Genomic DNA, 18,503 nt, shown 5'->3' with positions numbered 1-18,503 from the left:
CATTTACTCTGATCCTCATATAGGCGGAAAAGCCATAGCGGCTTTGAAATGGCCCTATGGCTTTTTGCCTTACCAAGCATATCATAATTCGGTATCCACTCAAAGAGGATAATGAGAAGAAATTACTGAGACTTTTCAGTACCCATTTTTTCCTTTAACAGCTGCAACTGATCATCGACTTTCTTTTGCTTAGCCGCATCTACGCTGCTCGCAGGTGTGTAGCCAACTCCACCGGAGTATGCACTACTGCCCACGTAAGGCTTGCGAGCAATTTCAGCTTCCACTTCAAGGGTTACAATCTTGTCTTCCATACGTCTGAAGCCTTTGGCTGCATGACCGCCTTCAATGACATTGTGCGCTGTGACTTGAGCCATCTGCCGCTGTGCTCTCGCGAGTTGGGCACGGGATACAAGCTCACTGCGCTTGTTGCGCATTTGATAGAACGCATCCTTCATCTCATGAAGCTGTTGAACGAGCTCCGCAGCCTGTAGCTTGGCCTGCTCATGCGAGTCGGCATACTCGGTAATTTTGCCTTCGTAGTACAGCTTTTGCTCCAGAGCCTGACGAGCAGCCAATTCCTGACCATTCTTCAAGGCTTCCTTAGCTTGCTCTTCACGCTGATCAGTCAAGCGAATCGCTTCTTCATAACGTTCCTTCAGCTTACGCTCGTTGGCAATCTGGCGGGCTACCGTTACTTCCGCTTGTGCAATTTCTTCCTCCATATCACGCAAATACTGGTTTAACATAATAATCGGATCTTCAACTTTATCCAAAATTTCATGCAGCGATGCTTTCGTCATGTCCTTAATTCTTGAAAATACTCCCATGGTTTACACGTCCCCTTTAGTTTGTTGGTTTTTTTCGTATTGCGCTACTTTGGCACGAAGCTCTTCGATTTCTTTCCACATTGCTTTTTTCTCAATATCCTTCATCAAGTCATCCAGATTGTCACCGGCTTGACCTTGTCCATTCGCTTGGGAGCCTTGATAGCCAGCTCCATTTGCACCGAATTGGTTGTTGTACTGACGATATTCATTGCGTTTATGCTTGCGATAGCCACAGCCATGTTTTTTTCCATTCCATTCCTGACCCCATGGCTGTTGTCCCCATCCAGGTCCAGCTTGCCCATTCCAATTCGGTGCCCCTGCACCTTCGAATCCGTATCCCGGACCAAACGGTCCATGGTCACGCGGCTCCTTCGGAATGACCAGTGCAGCAAGGAAATACAAGACGATTACGACTCCACCGGAAAAGAATGTGGTGAACACCAGAATCAAACGAATCCAGGTTGAATCGATTCCTAAAGTTTCTGCCAATCCACCGGACAGACCGGTTACATATCGGTCCGAACGTGAACGAAATAATCTACTCATGATCGCATCCAGCCCTCCTCCTGCAATTTAACCTTGAGTTTAGCCATCTCCTGATCCAGCGCTTGTGAGGCTGCCGTTCCTACGGCTTGCAGCACCTCACGTCCATGGCTTCTCACTTCACGCAATGCACGCGCTGCCGATTCCATATCGGAGACCCGCTCTTCTAACCGATCGAACATCTGCGGCTGCTCAGCGCCAATTCCGCCACCCATACCGCGCAGCCGTTCGTTCATCCGCTGCTGCAGGCGCAGGCTCTCCAATCGTGCAATGTAATAGCTGCGTTTGGAAGCAATCTCCTCGTAATCTGCTTTGAACTGCTGAAGCTGGCTTTCCAGCTCGACAATACCAAGTTTGCTTTGATCATACAGCGTCTTGTACTGCACACTGCGTTCCTCCTGCTGCAGCTTTTCCTGAAGAGCTATGCGGGCCACTTCATCCTCACCAGCCTTCAATGCCATCAGCGCTTGCTGCTCGCGGCGCTCCATTAATTGCGCAGCCGTCATATACTGCTGTCTCAGCCCGGAGGCGTGTGACAAGCACTGCTGCAGGAGGCGCTCCGAGTCTCGAATTTGCTCGGCCTGTGAGTTCAAATATTTATCAATCAGGCGAACCGGATCTTCTGAATTTTCAAGCATTTCATTGAACGTAGCAACCGTAATATCTCTGAATCGTTTGCCTAAACCCATACTCTTAACCACCTTCATCTTGGAATCTGACTATAAGTCTTAATAAGCGCGTGATTTTCTTTTCAAGCTAGATATTCCATATACGATTAACCCTATGGCAACTATTATGGCAATCACACCGGACAGCTTAACGATCAGCACTAGCGAACCGATGGCAATCAGGATCAGACCGATAATCGTACGATCATTCCGAAGTCCCAGATAACCTAGTCCAATCAACGCAACCGGGAATAAGTAACTCATGATGTGCCCCATGTGCAATCCCATTTTGCTAAGCAGAATCATGACACCAAATGCTATAAGCGCTAACGCCAAACCGCTGTTTCGATTCAACCTCATTTATGTATTCACCGCCTTTCGTTGTGATGTCCCTTGCTCATGTCTTTATTCTAGACCACACAACCCCTTTTCAAAACGGACCTACGGCGGTTTTTCATACTGGACCAAAGTCGGGGCACCTATGCGACCTCAGGCGACATCTATGGATATACGCTTAAAGGACCATAAGAAAAGCTCCTAATCGGAGCTTATTCAACGAAGATACATCCGTATTTTAAATGTAGCTTTTCTTGCGAGATAAGAATCGTTCAGCTTTGCTGAAACATATAAATTATCTATTAAGAAAAAGCGCAATCCGCCATTCCCGGCAGCTTGCGCTTTTTGCTTGCTTTAGCATTCAGATCAAATCCAATTAGCATTACGATGAGACAGATTCAATCACCGAACGGTGCACCAAGCGGCCAATCGCATTGCCGATATCCGTTGCTGTCCCAGCATGCTGGTGAACGCCACCTTGAAAGTAACGAGAATCACAGGCAATTACAATAGCATCAGAGGTCGTTCCCGTAGCGATCAGCTCTGTCTCCGGGTCCATAATCGACATATTTTGAAGTGCTGCCGCTTTGGCTTCCGTAGCCGCCATAATGCCCTCAATCATAGCCGAAGCAGTCATTGAGCCTTGGATAAACATCAAGATGTTGATCGTTCCCGGTCGATAAGATGAATAAACCGTCCGTTGCACGCCCGCCCTGGCCGCATTCCCCACACCGCTGGTTGTACACACAACGAGGCCATACTGGTCACCAATCTCCTCTTGAACAGATGTGCGGTGTAAATGAGCCGCTGTCATCAGTCCTACTGTTTTATTTAATGGATAACCAAATTCAAGGATGAGACTTTCCAGAGTTTTTTCGGGCATACTACAATCAAAATCTTTGGAGACGTGTAAATTAACAAAATGAGATGAGTCTCCCAAACCGCCACCCCATAAGGCACTTCCCAGCGTGATAAATCCCGATTGCGAATGAACAACGATATGTTGCTCTTTTAATTGAATGGAAAGCCCAGGCCAGATTGCCGAATGATATGAGGCTGTCGTTCCTTCAAAGGGTCGTGCCATAGGAAAATCACTCCGATTCGTAACCAGCTCCAGTTTAAAAGAAATCAGGCAAATAAGTCTGACGGCGCGGTATCAAGGCTTCGAGTCTCCTTATCGACTCCTCAGAGCCCTGCAACCGGTTAATGCTATGCAGAAACTCGGGACGCTGATAGCCCATGAACATCGCAGAAAGCGTCGAGATATCACATTCCACAGCCAGCTCGTTCAAGTCGTTTTGCCCTGCTTGAAGCTTCTCCACCTTGGCTGTGCCAAAGGCATCTATCTTGATTGTAAAGCTGCCGTCATTCCATTCAGCATGGCGATCACGGATGTGCAGCGTCAGCTCACTTTCTCTCATTCCCGTTCCCAACAGATCATCTGCCACCGCAAACGGAAACTGCTCCAGAAAGCTAACGACATCAACAATTCGTGCCATAAAATAAGGCACCAGCTCCTGCTTGATCCGTGGATTGTCCAGTAAAAACGATAGACGATTATCGGCAGGTGCCTGCAGCGTAACCTTATCCATCATGGAATCATGATCTGCTATGAACTTCCACAATGCCTGCTCCGCTTCATAATTCAAAGCGATCATCTCATGAATTTTGCAAATGTTATCCTTAACATCATAAAATACATACCCACCCGGTACGCCAGCAACGTCTCGATAAACGGCTGCTGTTCCTTTTTTGGATGCAAAAATGCGTCGCTTCCACCACTGCTCATCCCGATCCAGCGTACCGTTGTAACGAACTGCATAACTGCGATAAATCCCGTTTAATAAAGGGATCTGCTCATCCACACGCACAATGCTACCCGTCTGCAGAGGAAGCTTCGGCAGCATGGCAGTAGGGATCTCATACTTCATATAATCCGTGTAGGTTTCCCAACCAAATTTACGATAAAAGGCGAATTGAAAAGGATGCAGGAACGACAAGGTCTGACCTTGCTCCTTCATGACACGCAGTGCGTTATGCAGCAGCCCCGTAACCAGGCCGCCGCGGCGATATTCAGGCCATGTTGCTACTCCAGCAATTCCCCCCATTTCAAAGCGCTTGCCATGAAGCCACGTATGCAGCTCAAGAATCGACAAGCGGGCTGCCAGCTTGCCATCCACATAAGCACCCCATGATTCCTGTTCATTGAAGAACGCAAATCGTTCCTCCCGTTGCTGCGGTGTTAGCACCATCTGAAAAGCGAACTCGGATAAAGCGATACTATCCGCAGCATACTCCTTATGGATTTGACGAATGTCCAATGTACTCATCCTTATTTCCTCCCATTCCATAACCTTACATTTATTATACTAGTGAAGACTAGCTTTTTAAACCACCTGCAAGCACGATAGATCCTCTCGGCTTTTCACCGTTGGCATCCGGTTCGAGAGTAATCGCGACCGTATCGTAGTCCTTCGGTTCAAAAGTAAAATATACGACGCCTTTGCCCTCTTGAGGGGAGAACGTGCCTGCGCTCACGGGCTGATTATCTTTAATGAGCCAGACCTGAAAAGCCTCCTGCTGCTTCACTTCAGGTAAATCATCGGCCTGTACGATCAGGTGTGTTCCTTTACTATCGATGACAATGGAGGCTAGACCTTTGGATACAATATTTTCCGCTGCTGGATTCAAAGTGACGATTTTATTAACCTGCATACCCGCTGCAGGCTTACTCGCAACAGCCAGCTTGCTGTTCAGTCCAACCAGTTCGGTTTGCAGCCCGTTGACCGTCTCTTGTATGGCAACCAAATCCGCCTGCAGCCCACCCATACTGCCTTTAAGTGAATAGGCATACAGCCCGAGTCCGATTACAACTGCTGAGAGCCCGAGGCTGGCCAGCCTCCAGTAACGAAGCCTTTGGTCTGCTTTGCCCTGACTGGATATGCGGCTGAGCTCCGTAACCCTGGACGAATCGTCCATCGCTTGCTGTTCTTCAGCGGCCTGAGTTGAACGGCTTGCCCGTATGGTTTTCAAAGCGGTTCCCGAACCAGATATCGCGTCCAGCTCAGAGACAGACCGAATCACCACATCCCGAGCCGGATGGCTAGCTGCCGTACTATTAAATACATGATCCAGAACTCGTTCGCGCATCCCTTGCGGCACTTCTACCGGTTCTGAAGCAGTTGGCAGTAAATCAACAACTAGCTGCTGCTCAATTAATTGATTGCGACATACGGCACAAGTTTTCAGATGTTTCTTGAACTGTGCTGCTTCCTCTTTCGTTAAGCCATCCAAAGCGTACAGCTCTACCAGCTCACACATCAGATCTGTTCGTTGGTTACTCATTGCTGAACTCCCTCCTTCCCCCATCGGATAGACGCCGCTGAAGCTGTTTCATGGCTAACCGAACACGACTTTTAACGGTCCCCAAAGGGATGGCGTACATGTCCGATACCTCCTGATGCGTATATCCCTGATAGTAAATCCATTCGACGACTTTTTTCTGATCCTCGTTCAAATCATCCAAAGCGGCCTTCACCTGCTCACCGACCCACTTCTTTTCTACATTCAACTCTGTATTCATCCGTTCATCCGCAACAAATTGCAGCTGATCAGGCTCAGCCATAGAATGCGGTGTACGGCTTCTTTTTTTCCTCAATAGATCAATCGTAATATTGCGTGTCAACGTGAACATCCAGCTCGTCAGCTTGCCCTGTGCGCCATCAAAGCGCTCGGCTGTTTGCCAGATCCGCAGAAACAGCTCCTGTACAATTTCCTCGGACATCATAGCATCTCTTACCATACGATAGGCGAATGAATAGATTGGTTTTTCATAATGATCATACAGCTGCTTTAAAGCCTCTTCATCTTTAGCTGAAATTCGCTTCATTAGCTCTTGGTCGGGCATTAAACCGTTCATGAAGGATCTCCTTTCAGGCGACTCTCCCTCTTATACTTCTATTCGCAAATAAACTCTCTCTGGATTCACATGACCAAATTTTTCTGCACGCAGAAGAAATCCCCATGAGCCTTAGCAGGTATGCAACAGGTATAAGGAAAAATCGACGATGTTCTCTCTCGTGCCATTGTAACCCAGTTCAAGGATGAATTCCATGATATGTCAGCTATAATGACGAACATTTCGCATCCATTCCGCAACGCAATACCTTATGGGTAACCGAAATAATCATACGCCAAAAGGGTGCTTTCCACTAATTCGAAAGACACCCTGACGCATTGTTAGAATTCTGTTCAAGAACCATCGTAAACAGCAAAGACAACACCAATCATAAGACTATGATATAGCACCTAGCCATTCGTACACAGATAAGTATCATCTGCCTGCGAAGTAATAAACGGGCTGGGCTGACCTAAGGAATATATATACAGCAGATGCATCGCACGGGTGCATGCCGTATAGAACAGCTTGCGCTCATTCTCACGACTGTACCGCACACGGGAGCCATTATAAATAATAACCGCATCAAACTCCACACCCTTGGCTAAATAAGAAGGAATAATGAGCACACCTTTTTCAAAAGACGGCGTTTGCTTCGTGATCAGACGCAGCGGGAGATGTTCACGCAGCGCTTCATATACTTCTGCACTCTCGTTCGCTGTTTTGCAAATCACGGCTATCGATTCATACTGGTCTGCAATAAGCGCCTGCAAATCAGCTTTCATACGGTCATGCAGCACTTCCAGCTCCGAAGCCACAATAACCTTCGGTTTCTCTCCGCTACGATTAAAGGGCACGATATCTTCACCGCCGGGCACCATCCCTCTTGTGAATTCAACAATCTCACGTGTAGAACGGTAGCTGCGCATTAACCGAATCAATTCGGTTTGTTCGGCACCGTATAACCGGGCAATCGGATCATGCTCGCCCAAAGAAGAAGCATGGGCATAAATCCCCTGATTCACATCACCTAAAGCGGTCATACGGCAGCGAGGGAACAATCGTTTGAGAAAATGAAGCTGGAACGGCGAATAGTCTTGAGCTTCATCGATAATGACATGGCGGATACTCGTATTCGTCTGAAAGCCCTGAACGAGCTCCAGCAAATACAGATATGGTGTTACATCCTCATAAGCAAGCTCTGACTGCTCCAGCCGCTGAATCGTCTGACGACTGATTTCAGGCCAATACTCAGGTACACCGGCTTCTCCCGACAAGCTCGCCAGCAGTCCTTCCTTATCAAATAACTGCCGATACAGCGCTCGTACATTAACAAAGCGCAGCTGCTTAACACGTCGCCGCAGCGGCTTTAACCGCTCATGGACAACCATGCGTGCCAGATAGCTTTTTTCCACATCAAAGTCATCGAACGTCGTGCCTTTGTCCTTTTGAATGCGCTGCTGCTCTTTATAGGCGCGCCGGTAATCATCGACATCGAGCAGCTCAATCTCTTCTTCCACCCAAGGCATACTCCGCTCCAGCTTCTCAAATGCACTGATTTCCTTCAGCAGCCAATCGCGCAGCAGCACTACCCGGTTAGCCAAACGAATGGAGGAATCAAAGCTGTAAAATCGTTCCTTGATTCGGCGCGAAGACACAACCTCACGACCTTTAAAACGAATGGAAATAAAGTTCATCCCCTGCTGCTCCAGCCAGGTTTTATACGCATCCATGACCATCAAATAGTCTACGGACGACTTGTAGCGGATACCGCTGTTTCTGGCCGCATACTCCACATCCTCTGGCGCACTTAATACGTATTCGATCTGGATAAAAGGATCCTCGAGCTGAAAGTCACGGCCAATTCGGCTTTCCAAATATTGCTGGAATGTCGTTTGCAGCATATTTTCCTCGCCAAGCTCAGGTAGCACGGTCGATACGTAGCTGTTGAACATCGGGTTCGGTGAGAACAGCAGCATCTGATCAGCCTGCAGGGTTTCGCGATTTTTGTATAACAGATAAGCCACCCGTTGAAGCGCCGATGACGTTTTGCCACTTCCTGCTGCCCCTTGGACAATCAGCATACGGCTGCGGTCATTACGGATGATCTGATTCTGCTCCTTTTGGATCGTGGCGACAATACTCTTCATTTGCGCATCCGAGCTGCGGCTCAGCACCTGCTGAAGAAGCTCATCACCGATTGTAACACCAGTATCGAACATCAGCCGAATATCGCCTTCGCGTATTACATACTGCCTCTTGAGCTGCATCTCTCCTTCAATGGAGCCTCCGGGAGTTTCATAGGCGGACGGACCCGGCGGGTAATCGTAATAAAGGCTGGACACAGGCGCGCGCCAATCATAGACGAGAAAGGTATCGTCCCTCTCGTCCATGAAGGACGCAATACCGAGATAAATCATCTCTGCTTGTTGCGTGCCCTTTTCCTTAAAATCAATTCGGCCAAAGTACGGCGACTTGACCATACGATTCAGCTTCTTCAGCGCAGAATAAGCCAGACGGTGGGTGCGTTCCCGTTCCGACAGCATCTCAACCTGCTGTTTAAGGTTGGATAAGGTCTCGGCTGCATCCTCCGCCGTACCCATATTGACCGTGACATCATCCCAGAAATGGGCACGGATATCTACAACCTCGCCCCTAACCTCACCGACATCTCCTTCCAGCTGCCCGATTTGCTGTTCCATCAAGCCTACAACGTTATTAACACGCTGCTGCTCCTCATTCCATTGCTGTTCTGTCATGCTCATTCAAGCCGCCCTCTTTCAAAAATAGTGAGTTAGGTAAGGTTATTCAGGAATATCATTGACAATGCATTCGTATTAATGTTATACTTGGATAAAGATATTCATGTTCGGATTACGTTAATTTCAGACTATTTCTTATTCTAACATTTACTGCCTCCAAAATCAATATAGGAGGCTGTTTGCCGTTTCTGTCTACATGTCTACAACTGAATCTATGTAATGATGAGCTTGGAAGGTCATTTCTATCCCCATGCATGACACTAAAGGCTTCGCCGTCCCCTTGGGATTGCGAAGTCTTTAGTGTCGCTTATAATCACTAACGTTTCTATCATTTACCTCATCCCTTATTAATCCAAATGAAGGCAGGTATTTAATCATGTCCCTTCGGATCGTCATCCTTATCGCACTCAGCTTTCAAATCATGCTGTTCAGTACCCGGCCTATCATGTCCCTGTACGCCTTGCAGTTAGGAGCCAGCACCTGGGAGATCGGCATGCTGACAGCGGCATTCGCTTTTTTTCCATTCGTATTGGCGATTCATATCGGAAAAATAACGGACTTCATCGGAGATCGTCTGCCCGTCATATTTGGCATGATCGGCCTGACCGTCGGTGTCGCTTTACCTTTCCTGTTTCCTCACCTATGGTCGCTTTATGTATCTCAGGCGATTATCGGAGTATCTCAAATTTTTGGCGTTATTTCTCTGCAAAATGTAATCGGAAACATATCCACCAAAGAAAACCGCGACCATCAATTCGGCTTATACAGCACGGCTATCGCCTCAGGGGGCTTGATCGGCCCTGTTCTGGGCGGATATTTGGCCGAACTGATATCCTATCCTTTCGCTTACTTCGTTGCGGCCTGCATCGGGGTCTTACCTATTTGCTTATCTTTCCTGATTCCTCATGTAGAACGCAAGAAAAAAGCCGGTACAGAGAAAACAGGCTCCTCGTTTCAATTACTCAAAATTCCCCTACTGCGTAAGGCGCTCGCTTCCAGTGCTCTCGTGCTGTATTCAAGAGATATATTTGTCGCCTACTTTCCACTGTTCGCCAGTCAAATGGGCTTGTCAGCCACAGATATTGGCTGGATTATTACGATACAAGGATTAAGCATGGTTATCGTCCGCTTCTCGTTAACCAGATTGAGCGGCAAGTTCGGGCGAGGTCGTGTGCTGCTCGGCTCTATATTGGTCGCAGGATTGTCCTTCCTGTTAGTACCCTTATCCAGTAATGCAATCTTGTTTGGGGTGCTCAGCGCCTTTATGGGGGCCGGACTCGGATGTGGGCAGCCTCTATCCATGACGACCACCTACAATGCTTCGCCAAAGGATCGAACCGGAGAGGTGCTTGGTCTACGGCTTGCCATTAATCGCCTGTCGCAGCTGGTGGCACCCATGATGTTCGGGCTGCTGGGTACATGGGCAGGTGTCGTTTCCGTCTTTTACGTCAGCGGCGCTTTTCTGATCGGCGGTGCTTTTTTGACCAAGCAGACAAAGGAGGAAGACTTTGAAGAGCAGAAACCAGCAAGCCCATGAGCCACACTCCCGCGATTCAATGGCAGCTCTACATCCACCCTTGCGGCCCCTGTCCAATCAGCTCACATCCCTCTGGCATATGATGGAGTATGCCTGCTGAAAGGGGGATTTCGAATGAGCGCTATTGGCGGATTACACACCAGTACAGGTGTGATTCTTGTATTGTTTATCCTTCTTGTAATTATTTCCCGTACTTTTTTGTAAGCCGTAATAACGGACAACCGATTCAATTGTCCGATAATATTGCACTCAAATAGTCGTTTCCATTAGTAGAATACGAATAAAACAACACCAAAACCCCCATGCACAGCGGTTTCGCTCTGCATGGGGGTTTGACTGTATTCAATAACACAAATGATTTCATTTGGAATATATTCACATTATATTTCACCAAACTCTTACTTATATATGGGTTTCGTTAAGTAAAAGCACCCTAACCAGCTCTTCCCGTTCGGCTCCACGCCCGCCTGCAGGTATATGAATCAGACAGTCGGCGTCCTTGATTGATCTCATAATACTCGATTTATCCTTACCGGCAGGCTCGACACATACCCGACCTTCCTGCAGCTTCATCGTACCTCGTACATATCGTGGATAGGCGGAGCCTTTGGCGTAGTCGTCTTGCAAGTATCCTTTTGTCTCTGCATGCGTCCGTTCTGAGCACCCAAGAATTCCTTTTATGTAAGGGCGGACGAACAATTCAAAGCCTACAAAGCTGGCGCCGGGATTTCCCGATAAAGCGAACAGCAACTTACCTCTCCAAAATCCGACTGAGGTCGGACTCCCCGGACGCATGGCTATTTTGTTAAAGAGCAGCTGACCATCCCAACGCTCGAATACATCTACCAGGACATCCTTATCTCCTACGGATACGCCACCTGTCGTGATGATCAGATCCACATCCTCCAATGCCTCCAGCAGCGCCCTTTCCACCTCTGCCGGCTCATCTGGTAAAACACTCATTATGACGGGCTCCCCGCCAGTCTCCGTCACCTGGGCAGCCAGCATATAGCTGTTGCTGTTGCGAATTTTCCCCGGCTCCAGAGGCAGCCCCACCTCCAGCAGCTCCGAGCCTGTAGAAAATATCGCCACACGCGGCTTCCGAAACACACGTACCCGATCAAACCCAAAAGTAGCCAGCACTGCCGCCTCACCCGAACGAATGATTCTGCCCGGCTGTAGTAGTACCTCACCTGGCACTACTTCTTGTCCAATCGGTGTTATATTATCACCTTCGGCCATTTGCTTATGAATACATACCTCTTGATCAGCAAGCGTGTCCGTCATTTCTATCATAATGACCGCATCCGCACCTTCAGGAACGACAGCACCTGTCATGATTCGCGCAGCTTGTCCTTTCCCTACGGGAAGAGACGGCATCGTTCCGCAAGGGATCATTTCGGTAACAGCTAATTTAACGGGCTGACCCGGGGTCGACCCGATACTATCCGCCGCGCGCAGCGCATAGCCATCTACACCGGATCGGCGAAAATGCGGAACCGGATGGTTGGCCGTCACCGTAACTGCTAACCGCCGTCCAAAACTCTCGGCAAGCCCTACTTCCTCCGTCTCCTGCAGACGCACGTAATGGAGAACCGCTTGCTGCGCATCCTCCACCTGGACCAGCTTACGCTGAAATCGATATCCTGTCACCGTGTCAATTACCCTCCGATCTGCGACATTCTGCGTAAAGTAGGACTATGGCTTTGCTGTTCACTTAACAGAGCTTTTGCCATTTCGTGACTCTCCGGCTTCACATCAAGCGCCTTCAGAAACAGCTCTGCCAATGCCAGATCGTCGCCGATGCGGGAGCGTACATTAAACTCATCGGACCAGTAGAGACAGGGCTTAATGTTACCATCCGCCGTCAACCGCAGTCGGTTGCACGTTTCGCAAAAGTGGTCACTGATCGGATGAATTAAACCAAACGACCCGAGCGCACCGTCAATTCGATAATTTTGCGAAGGCCCGTTGCCATACACTTCACCAGAGGGTAAAGCCGTCCATCCTCTTTCCACACATCTATCCATCACAGTCGTTAAAGGAACATACTTGCTTTTCCAATTCGAATCATCATGTCCTATCGGCATATATTCAATAAACCGCACCTGTACATCACGGGTCATAGTCATCATCAGGAAATCATCAATTTCATCATCATTCAAGCCCTTCATCAGGACTACATTCAGCTTGATCGGATACAGACCTACACGATAAGCGGCTTCAATACTAGCCAAGACGCGGTGAATATCACCTCCTCTTGTAATTAAGGAGAATCGGTCAGCACGCAGTGAATCCAGGCTAATATTAATACGCGTTAATCCTGCTGCACGCAGTTTATCCGCTCTTTGTGCGAAATATATACCATTCGTTGTCAAAGCAATATCTTCAATTCCGGGAATCGCGGATAGGCGAGCGATTAGCTGCTCCAGATTTTTCCGGACCATGGGTTCTCCACCCGTAATTCTAAGCTTGCGCACACCAAGACCAGCGAGAACCCGCACAACCTCATAAATTTCATCAAAGCTGAGCATTTTGTCCTCAGGCTCAAATTCCATGCCCTCCTCAGGCATACAATAGACACAGCGCAGATTACAGCGGTCCGTAACGGAAATGCGCAAATAATCATGAACACGGCCAAAACGATCCTGGAGTATATCCGCCAATTCATTCACCCCATTTCCTTAGATTGTAGAATGGACTTGATATATATGGAAGGGTTTAATTTCAGAAGAATACTTACTCGTTATTATCGCACATTTTACAATCAAAAAGTAAATCATGCATAAGTTCCCGCAATCTATCTTGCTTATAGCTGCAGTTTTTCCAAGTCTGCGGGTTCATTGACATTGACAATAAAATTCAACGGGATCTCTTGCTGCACGAACAAGGACTCTTCACCAACCGCACTGCTCGCAAGCTCAATTAATGCCATCATCCGGTAGCACTCTTCATCCAGCAGCTGATCGATTATCGGCTTACAGGACCTAAGATAAATCGCGTGCAGCGGCTGCAGTCTGCCCGCAATCAGCGGCAGCGCAATCTCGCACTCCGCCCGATTTCTGTCACGTCTCAGTTCCAGCAGCAGCTGAGCAGCCGCCGCCGAAGCAAAGGGCATATCACAAGCAACTACCCATAACTCATCATACCTTGCCTTAGCCATTGCAGCCTGCAGACCCGCAAGCGGACCTTTTCCCGGGTTCAGATCCCTTATGATCTGTACATTCACTTGCTGATTGGACAAATACGGCTCGAATAGTTCCGGTTGATTGGCTACTATAATAATCTCACTGCACAGCTTGCTCAGCTCTTCCAGCTGCCGCTCGATGAATCGCTTGCCATCCAGCTGCAGGAGCGCTTTCATGCTGCCGCCCATCCGACGGTTGCTGCCACCGGCTAAAATGACTCCAGAGATCAAGTGCGATGACCCTCCCCAACCCTCCCTGGAAGGGGGGGACCCAAAGGGCGTTGCCCTCTGGACTCCCTCTCCGGGGGCGCATACTTTTTAGTTCTTATACTCGCTTTTCGTCCCTTATGGGACACGCTTACTTTGGTGCGGTTGGCTCGTTTGTTGATTGACTGTGTGTGTTCGGGGCGCTTTTCGTCCCTTACGGGACACGCTTAGTTTCGATTATTAAATTCATTAATCAACCAACCCTATTCGGGGTTCTCTAAGCGTTTTTCGAAAGAAGCTCGCCAGCTGTCGGACAGGGCACCGACAGATAGTAATTGGCGAATAGCGGTGGTATCGGATTTATCGACATATTTGAGACGATTGGCATTAGTAACCGTGATAGCAAGCGGCTGTCTCTCAACCAAACGGAATGTTCGCCCTGCTGAGACACGTCCCTCTTGCAGGACGCGAAAGTAATAACCGGTATAGCCTGTTTCCTGAACCTGCAAAGGGAGATCCTTGATTCCATGCTTAACAGCAAGCTTAAAGCACGGCTGCCGGGGCTGGCTAAGCTGGACGACAGCTGTACCAATTTCATACGTATCCCCGATATGGATATCAGATTCAAGCAATCCCTCGATTGTAAAATTTTCTCCAAATGCTCCATATGGAAGCTTCCGTTGTAGCTTTTCCTGCCAATAAATATAATGCTCGGCGCAATATACGCAGACCGCTTTATCGGCCCCACCGTGGTTCACCAGATCTGCCTGCCCATCTCCCTCCAGCTGGGTCGTGGAGAGCAGCAGCTCCTGATCTACGGGATTTTTGAAAATTCCGGTTTGTACAGGCTTTCCCTGATAATCGACCGTAACCGGCATACTGATATTTAATGAAACCAGCTTCATGTCCATAAGCCTCCCGCTCGCCTGTCAGCTGTCCTGCGCGAGTTCTTTTCCTTCTACTATAAAATAAAAAGTCAGAGGAGGCTATACGAAATTACCGAAATGGTTAGATACAACGTCTATCCCACATCGCAACTCATACGGCAAAAGGAGCCGAACTGTCTAAGACAGCTTGCTCCCTGGTACCCAAGCATCATTATCGTAGCCGCGAACCTCCCAATAACCGATATGCTCTTCTTCGATCAATTCGACAGCCTGCAGCCATTTGACCGATTTGTAAGCATACATTTTCGGGACGATCAGCCGGACAGGACCTCCCAATTGATTCGGAATCGGTTTACCGTCCATTAACACCGCAACCATGACATCTTCCATTTTAACCTGCTCCAATGACAAACAATCCGTATATACCTTGTCGCCCGAATACATTTTGGCAAAACGTGCTGCGCCCTTCACTCCAGCCATCTGAAGCAGCTCCGACAGCGGAATCCCTTCCCAGGTTACTTTATACACCGACCAGCCGGTCACACAATGAAAATCACTCACCTGTACCTTGCGCTTGAGCTGCATAAACTGTTCCCAGTTCCAGGTTATTGGTTTATCCACCAGACCCGATATCGAAAACTGCCAGCTATCGCTCGAAAAGGCCGGGATATCCGTAACCGTATATACTCGAAACTCGCCTTTCAGACCTCCTCCGATAGGAGGACTTGATTCGGCAAGTGCAATAGGCTTTGGCTGCATTTGATTGGCATCGGCCGCGTAAATCTGGTCCAGTTCAGCGCCCCCGGTATCCGAAATACTCTTCATCCAACGGTAAAAATAAGGACCTACACCGAATACTAGCAGGAACCCAATAACGGTACGCAAAAAAGTCGCCCGCGAGATCGGTGCATTTTTCAAAAATTCCACAAATTTTTGTGGACTCATAGCACTTGCTGCCACAATCTCACCAGAACCAGATCCCGTTTCTGCTGCCGCCACACCCACCGTTTCCCGTTTATCCTTCAGCAATTGTCTGGCTGCCTTCTGTTCCTCAGACCGCATCGTTTTGAGCCAACGGCTCCGTGAAATAGAATGATACAAGGCGTATGGGATTCCGACCCATGTGAACAAGTCATGCAGCACCAGCGAAACATTACTCCACACTGGAGGCAGGTTGTGGAACTGCCACAGAATAAGTCCTGTAACCCCCCAACCTATGAGTAAAAACAGCACAACCGCTAAATTCCACCGCTGCTTTAATCTCGTTTTGAGCTGCTTCCAATGCTTGGGAATCAACGGCAGGTACAAGGCAATGAGAACAATGGACGCGATACCGAGCACGATATGAGCCTGCTTCAGAACTACACGAAGTGCGCCCAAATCACCACGAATCGTCGGGACATAGAGCACCACACCCGTAACAGCCAGCAAAAGTACGACCCAAGCGTTCCATGCGTGCAGCCTTGATAATTTTTTGCCGTAAGATTCCTTTAGCCAATCTCTCCATCTATCCATTTCCGCACCGCCTTCCTGTTTACATCCATTCATTTGGCAACCTTCTGATTCGTCGTCTTTACTTAGGAATACGTAAAGAGCAGGGCTCTTGGTTGTATGCAATCTTCTAAATTACGAAAATATATGCTCACAAAACCAATCTACTTATCGTTGGACCACAGGTACCGTAAACCAGAATTGACTGCCTTTCCCAAGCTGACTGCTTACTCCAACCTGGCCGCCGTGAATTTCCACGATCGATTTGGTAATCGCCAGACCAAGCCCGGAGCCTCCGCTCGCCCGGCTGCGTGAATGATCCGTCCGATAAAAGCGCTCAAACAGCCGAACCTGCTCCTCTTCGGCAATGCCCTCACCTTGATCCTCCACTGTAACCAATACGAACCCATCCTTCGGCATTTGCGCGTAAATTCGAATCTTTCCCCCTTCAGGAGAATGACGCAGCGCATTGTGGAGCAAATTGGAAACGACCCGTTTAATTTCATTGGGCATAATCGAAACGGGCGGCAGCCCCTCAGGAATGTGTCCTTCCACTTCGATTCCTTTATCCTCAATTTGCAGCAGATGGCTTTGCAAGGTTTCGACAATCAGATTATCCAGATGATACGCCTCAGGCTCAAAGCTTTCCGCACCTGCCTCCCTGCGCGACAGATCAAATAAATCATTGATTAAACCACTCAGACGTTGGGTTTCCAGACGAATCGTACTCAGATAACGTTTATACGTATCAGGGTCCTCTATTAAATCATCCTGCAGAGCCTCAACAAACGATTGAATCGAAGCCAGCGGCGTACGCAAATCATGGGACACGTTGGCCACAAGCTCTCGCCGCGAAGCCTCCGAGGACCGCAGCTGCTGGAAGCTTTCATTCAATTGACGGCTCATTTCATTAAAATGAACGGCCATCGCCTGAAACTCCACAGGTCCAATCAGCGGCAGCTCCCCACGAAAATCTCCCTGCGCGATCTGCTGAGATTCCTTGCTGATCATATCAATGGCCCTCTCAATTGGTCGCGTCATGATCAGATGTACAATCAAGGAAAGGATTCCTGCGCCAACAGTTACAAGAGTAAGCCATATCAACTCATCCAGCGTCAAGAACATCTTCCTGTAGCTGACAAACAAGCTGATCAAGATGGCAGCAATACTGACCAGACTCGTTAACAGCAAATAGGTGCGCAGGCCCACCGAGCCCATAAACCGGTTCATACCGGTTCGCCCCCTTTTCCGTCAAACTTATAACCGATACCCCAAACGGTTTTGATGTATTTAGGTGTAGAAGGGTTCTGTTCAATCTTCTCCCGCAGCCTTCGGATATGAACCGTTACTGTCGTCGTATCTCCAAAATAATCAATGTCCCAAATCGTATTCAATAATTGATTGCGAGAAAACACCTGATCGGGATGGTTGGCAAACAACCAAAGCAGCTCGAATTCCTTAACAGTTAGCTCCGCTTCCTTACCGCCTACCCTGACTGTCCTTCGCAAACTATCGATTTCCAGACCCATTCGATGAATGATCGAGCCTGATTTGCCAGCCGGAGAAGAGACTGCTGTGATGTTGGCTGGTTCTATCGGCCTCAGACGCCTTAGAATCGCTTTCACACGCAGCACCAGCTCCCGGGGGCTGAACGGCTTTGTCATATAATCATCCGCGCCCATCGTAAGTCCCATGAGCCGGTCCAGCTCTTCACCTCTGGCTGTAAGCATCAGAATCGGCACATCGCTCCTGCTACGGATTTCCTCACATACTTGCCAGCCCGTTTTCTTCGGCATCATCACGTCCAGCACGATAAAATCCGGTGACTCGCTTTCCCATATATGTAGCGCTTCATCGCCATCCTTGGCGCATACGACGTCAAACCCCTCACGCTGCAGGTATCGGGCGCACACATCAGTTATATTTTCCTCATCATCAGCGACCAATATTTTCACCATAGACTCGTACGCCCTCCTTTTTGGGTGACAGCAATGAGACACAAGCCAGTTCCAGCTAAACATACTATGACTGTATTTTAACATAACCTTCACCTGCAAATATTACGTATTCCTTAACAATCTCCTGATCACCTCTCATTTCTTTCATAACCTGTAAAGACGACAAAAGCCCCGCCGACTTTGTGAGCTCGACAGGGCTTTA

The 18,503-nt window shown here is 48.5% G+C and carries 17 protein-coding genes; 1 reads left to right on the top strand and 16 read right to left on the bottom strand.

Going from position 1 to position 18,503, the window contains the following annotated elements:
- Positions 1–122: 122 nt before the first annotated feature.
- The 9 genes from BK127_RS32620 to helD form a co-directional block, all read right to left on the bottom strand.
- Positions 123–827 (bottom strand): PspA/IM30 family protein, encoded by a 705-nt coding sequence (locus BK127_RS32620; protein ID WP_076236276.1) that lies wholly within the window; start codon positions 825–827, stop codon positions 123–125.
- Between the two features lie 3 nt (positions 828–830).
- Positions 831–1,373, bottom strand: coding sequence for a PspC domain-containing protein (locus BK127_RS32615; RefSeq protein WP_076236275.1), 543 nt, complete (start codon positions 1,371–1,373; stop codon positions 831–833).
- Positions 1,370–2,059, bottom strand: a complete 690-nt coding sequence (locus BK127_RS32610) for a PspA/IM30 family protein (protein ID WP_076236274.1) — start codon at positions 2,057–2,059, stop codon at positions 1,370–1,372. The genes BK127_RS32615 and BK127_RS32610 overlap by 4 nt, the downstream gene beginning before the upstream one ends.
- Before the next feature lie 39 nt (positions 2,060–2,098).
- Entirely contained in the window at positions 2,099–2,398 is a 300-nt protein-coding gene (locus tag BK127_RS32605) for a LiaF transmembrane domain-containing protein (RefSeq protein ID WP_076236273.1), read from the bottom strand.
- 358 nt (positions 2,399–2,756) lie between these two features.
- Positions 2,757–3,458 (bottom strand): adenosylcobinamide amidohydrolase, encoded by a 702-nt coding sequence (locus BK127_RS32600; protein WP_076236272.1) that lies wholly within the window; start codon positions 3,456–3,458, stop codon positions 2,757–2,759.
- Positions 3,459–3,492: 34 nt separating this feature from the next.
- On the bottom strand, positions 3,493–4,704 hold the full coding sequence (locus tag BK127_RS32595) for a GNAT family N-acetyltransferase (RefSeq protein ID WP_076236271.1): 1,212 nt from the start codon (positions 4,702–4,704) through the stop codon (positions 3,493–3,495).
- Between the two features lie 49 nt (positions 4,705–4,753).
- Positions 4,754–5,719 carry an anti-sigma factor gene (locus tag BK127_RS32590; protein WP_076236270.1) on the bottom strand — a complete coding sequence of 322 codons (966 nt, stop codon included), beginning with the start codon at positions 5,717–5,719 and terminating at the stop codon, positions 4,754–4,756.
- On the bottom strand, positions 5,712–6,293 hold the full coding sequence (locus tag BK127_RS32585) for an RNA polymerase sigma factor (RefSeq protein ID WP_076236269.1): 582 nt from the start codon (positions 6,291–6,293) through the stop codon (positions 5,712–5,714). Before BK127_RS32585 ends, BK127_RS32590 begins: the two co-directional genes overlap by 8 nt.
- A 389-nt stretch (positions 6,294–6,682) precedes the next feature.
- Positions 6,683–9,037, bottom strand: coding sequence for an RNA polymerase recycling motor HelD (gene helD / locus BK127_RS32580; protein ID WP_076236268.1), 2,355 nt, complete (start codon positions 9,035–9,037; stop codon positions 6,683–6,685).
- 373 nt (positions 9,038–9,410) lie between these two features.
- On the opposite strand from helD, the gene BK127_RS32575 reads away from it, so the two are divergent.
- Positions 9,411–10,571, top strand: coding sequence for an MFS transporter (locus BK127_RS32575; protein ID WP_076236267.1), 1,161 nt, complete (start codon positions 9,411–9,413; stop codon positions 10,569–10,571).
- Positions 10,572–10,973: 402 nt separating this feature from the next.
- On the opposite strand, the gene BK127_RS32570 is transcribed toward BK127_RS32575, so the two are convergent.
- The 7 genes from BK127_RS32570 to BK127_RS32540 all read right to left on the bottom strand — a co-directional run bounded on the left by BK127_RS32570 (position 10,974) and on the right by BK127_RS32540 (position 18,301).
- Positions 10,974–12,224: a molybdopterin molybdotransferase MoeA gene (locus BK127_RS32570; protein WP_076236266.1), complete on the bottom strand. Its 1,251-nt coding sequence runs from the start codon at positions 12,222–12,224 to the stop codon at positions 10,974–10,976.
- An 8-nt stretch (positions 12,225–12,232) separates the two neighbouring features.
- Positions 12,233–13,237 (bottom strand): GTP 3',8-cyclase MoaA, encoded by a 1,005-nt coding sequence (moaA, locus tag BK127_RS32565; RefSeq protein ID WP_076236265.1) that lies wholly within the window; start codon positions 13,235–13,237, stop codon positions 12,233–12,235.
- Positions 13,238–13,380: 143 nt separating this feature from the next.
- On the bottom strand, positions 13,381–13,989 hold the full coding sequence (gene mobA, locus BK127_RS32560) for a molybdenum cofactor guanylyltransferase (protein WP_076236264.1): 609 nt from the start codon (positions 13,987–13,989) through the stop codon (positions 13,381–13,383).
- Between the two features lie 239 nt (positions 13,990–14,228).
- A complete protein-coding gene (locus BK127_RS32555; protein ID WP_076236263.1) occupies positions 14,229–14,870 on the bottom strand; it encodes an MOSC domain-containing protein in 642 nt (213 codons plus the stop codon).
- 159 nt (positions 14,871–15,029) lie between these two features.
- Positions 15,030–16,400 (bottom strand): molybdopterin-dependent oxidoreductase, encoded by a 1,371-nt coding sequence (locus tag BK127_RS32550; RefSeq protein ID WP_372237394.1) that lies wholly within the window; start codon positions 16,398–16,400, stop codon positions 15,030–15,032.
- A 111-nt stretch (positions 16,401–16,511) separates the two neighbouring features.
- On the bottom strand, positions 16,512–17,573 hold the full coding sequence (locus tag BK127_RS32545; RefSeq protein WP_256711547.1) for a sensor histidine kinase: 1,062 nt from the start codon (positions 17,571–17,573) through the stop codon (positions 16,512–16,514).
- A complete protein-coding gene (locus BK127_RS32540) occupies positions 17,570–18,301 on the bottom strand; it encodes a response regulator transcription factor (RefSeq protein WP_076236262.1) in 732 nt (243 codons plus the stop codon). The genes BK127_RS32545 and BK127_RS32540 overlap by 4 nt, the downstream gene beginning before the upstream one ends.
- Positions 18,302–18,503: the final 202 nt, after the last annotated feature.

The organism is Paenibacillus sp. FSL H7-0331 (assembly GCF_001956045.1).
The sequence above is the reverse complement of the archived record's forward strand: the minus strand, read 5'-3'. Positions and strand labels throughout refer to the sequence as shown.

Excerpts from the sequence above, each read along its gene's own strand:
- BK127_RS32590 (WP_076236270.1), bottom strand. The coding sequence starts at position 5,719 with ATGAGTAACCAACGAACAGATCTGATGTGTGAGCTGGTAGAGCTGTAC.
- BK127_RS32575 (WP_076236267.1), top strand. The coding sequence starts at position 9,411 with ATGTCCCTTCGGATCGTCATCCTTATCGCACTCAGCTTTCAAATCATG.
- BK127_RS32610 (WP_076236274.1), bottom strand. The coding sequence starts at position 2,059 with ATGGGTTTAGGCAAACGATTCAGAGATATTACGGTTGCTACGTTCAAT.
- BK127_RS32585 (WP_076236269.1), bottom strand. The coding sequence starts at position 6,293 with ATGAACGGTTTAATGCCCGACCAAGAGCTAATGAAGCGAATTTCAGCT.
- BK127_RS32545 (WP_256711547.1), bottom strand. The coding sequence starts at position 17,573 with ATGAACCGGTTTATGGGCTCGGTGGGCCTGCGCACCTATTTGCTGTTA.
- BK127_RS32605 (WP_076236273.1), bottom strand. The coding sequence starts at position 2,398 with ATGAGGTTGAATCGAAACAGCGGTTTGGCGTTAGCGCTTATAGCATTT.
- helD (WP_076236268.1), bottom strand. The coding sequence starts at position 9,037 with ATGAGCATGACAGAACAGCAATGGAATGAGGAGCAGCAGCGTGTTAAT.
- BK127_RS32600 (WP_076236272.1), bottom strand. The coding sequence starts at position 3,458 with ATGGCACGACCCTTTGAAGGAACGACAGCCTCATATCATTCGGCAATC.
- BK127_RS32595 (WP_076236271.1), bottom strand. The coding sequence starts at position 4,704 with ATGAGTACATTGGACATTCGTCAAATCCATAAGGAGTATGCTGCGGAT.
- BK127_RS32615 (WP_076236275.1), bottom strand. The coding sequence starts at position 1,373 with ATGAGTAGATTATTTCGTTCACGTTCGGACCGATATGTAACCGGTCTG.
- BK127_RS32620 (WP_076236276.1), bottom strand. The coding sequence starts at position 827 with ATGGGAGTATTTTCAAGAATTAAGGACATGACGAAAGCATCGCTGCAT.
- BK127_RS32555 (WP_076236263.1), bottom strand. The coding sequence starts at position 14,870 with ATGAAGCTGGTTTCATTAAATATCAGTATGCCGGTTACGGTCGATTAT.
- BK127_RS32540 (WP_076236262.1), bottom strand. The coding sequence starts at position 18,301 with ATGGTGAAAATATTGGTCGCTGATGATGAGGAAAATATAACTGATGTG.
- BK127_RS32550 (WP_372237394.1), bottom strand. The coding sequence starts at position 16,400 with ATGAATGGATGTAAACAGGAAGGCGGTGCGGAAATGGATAGATGGAGA.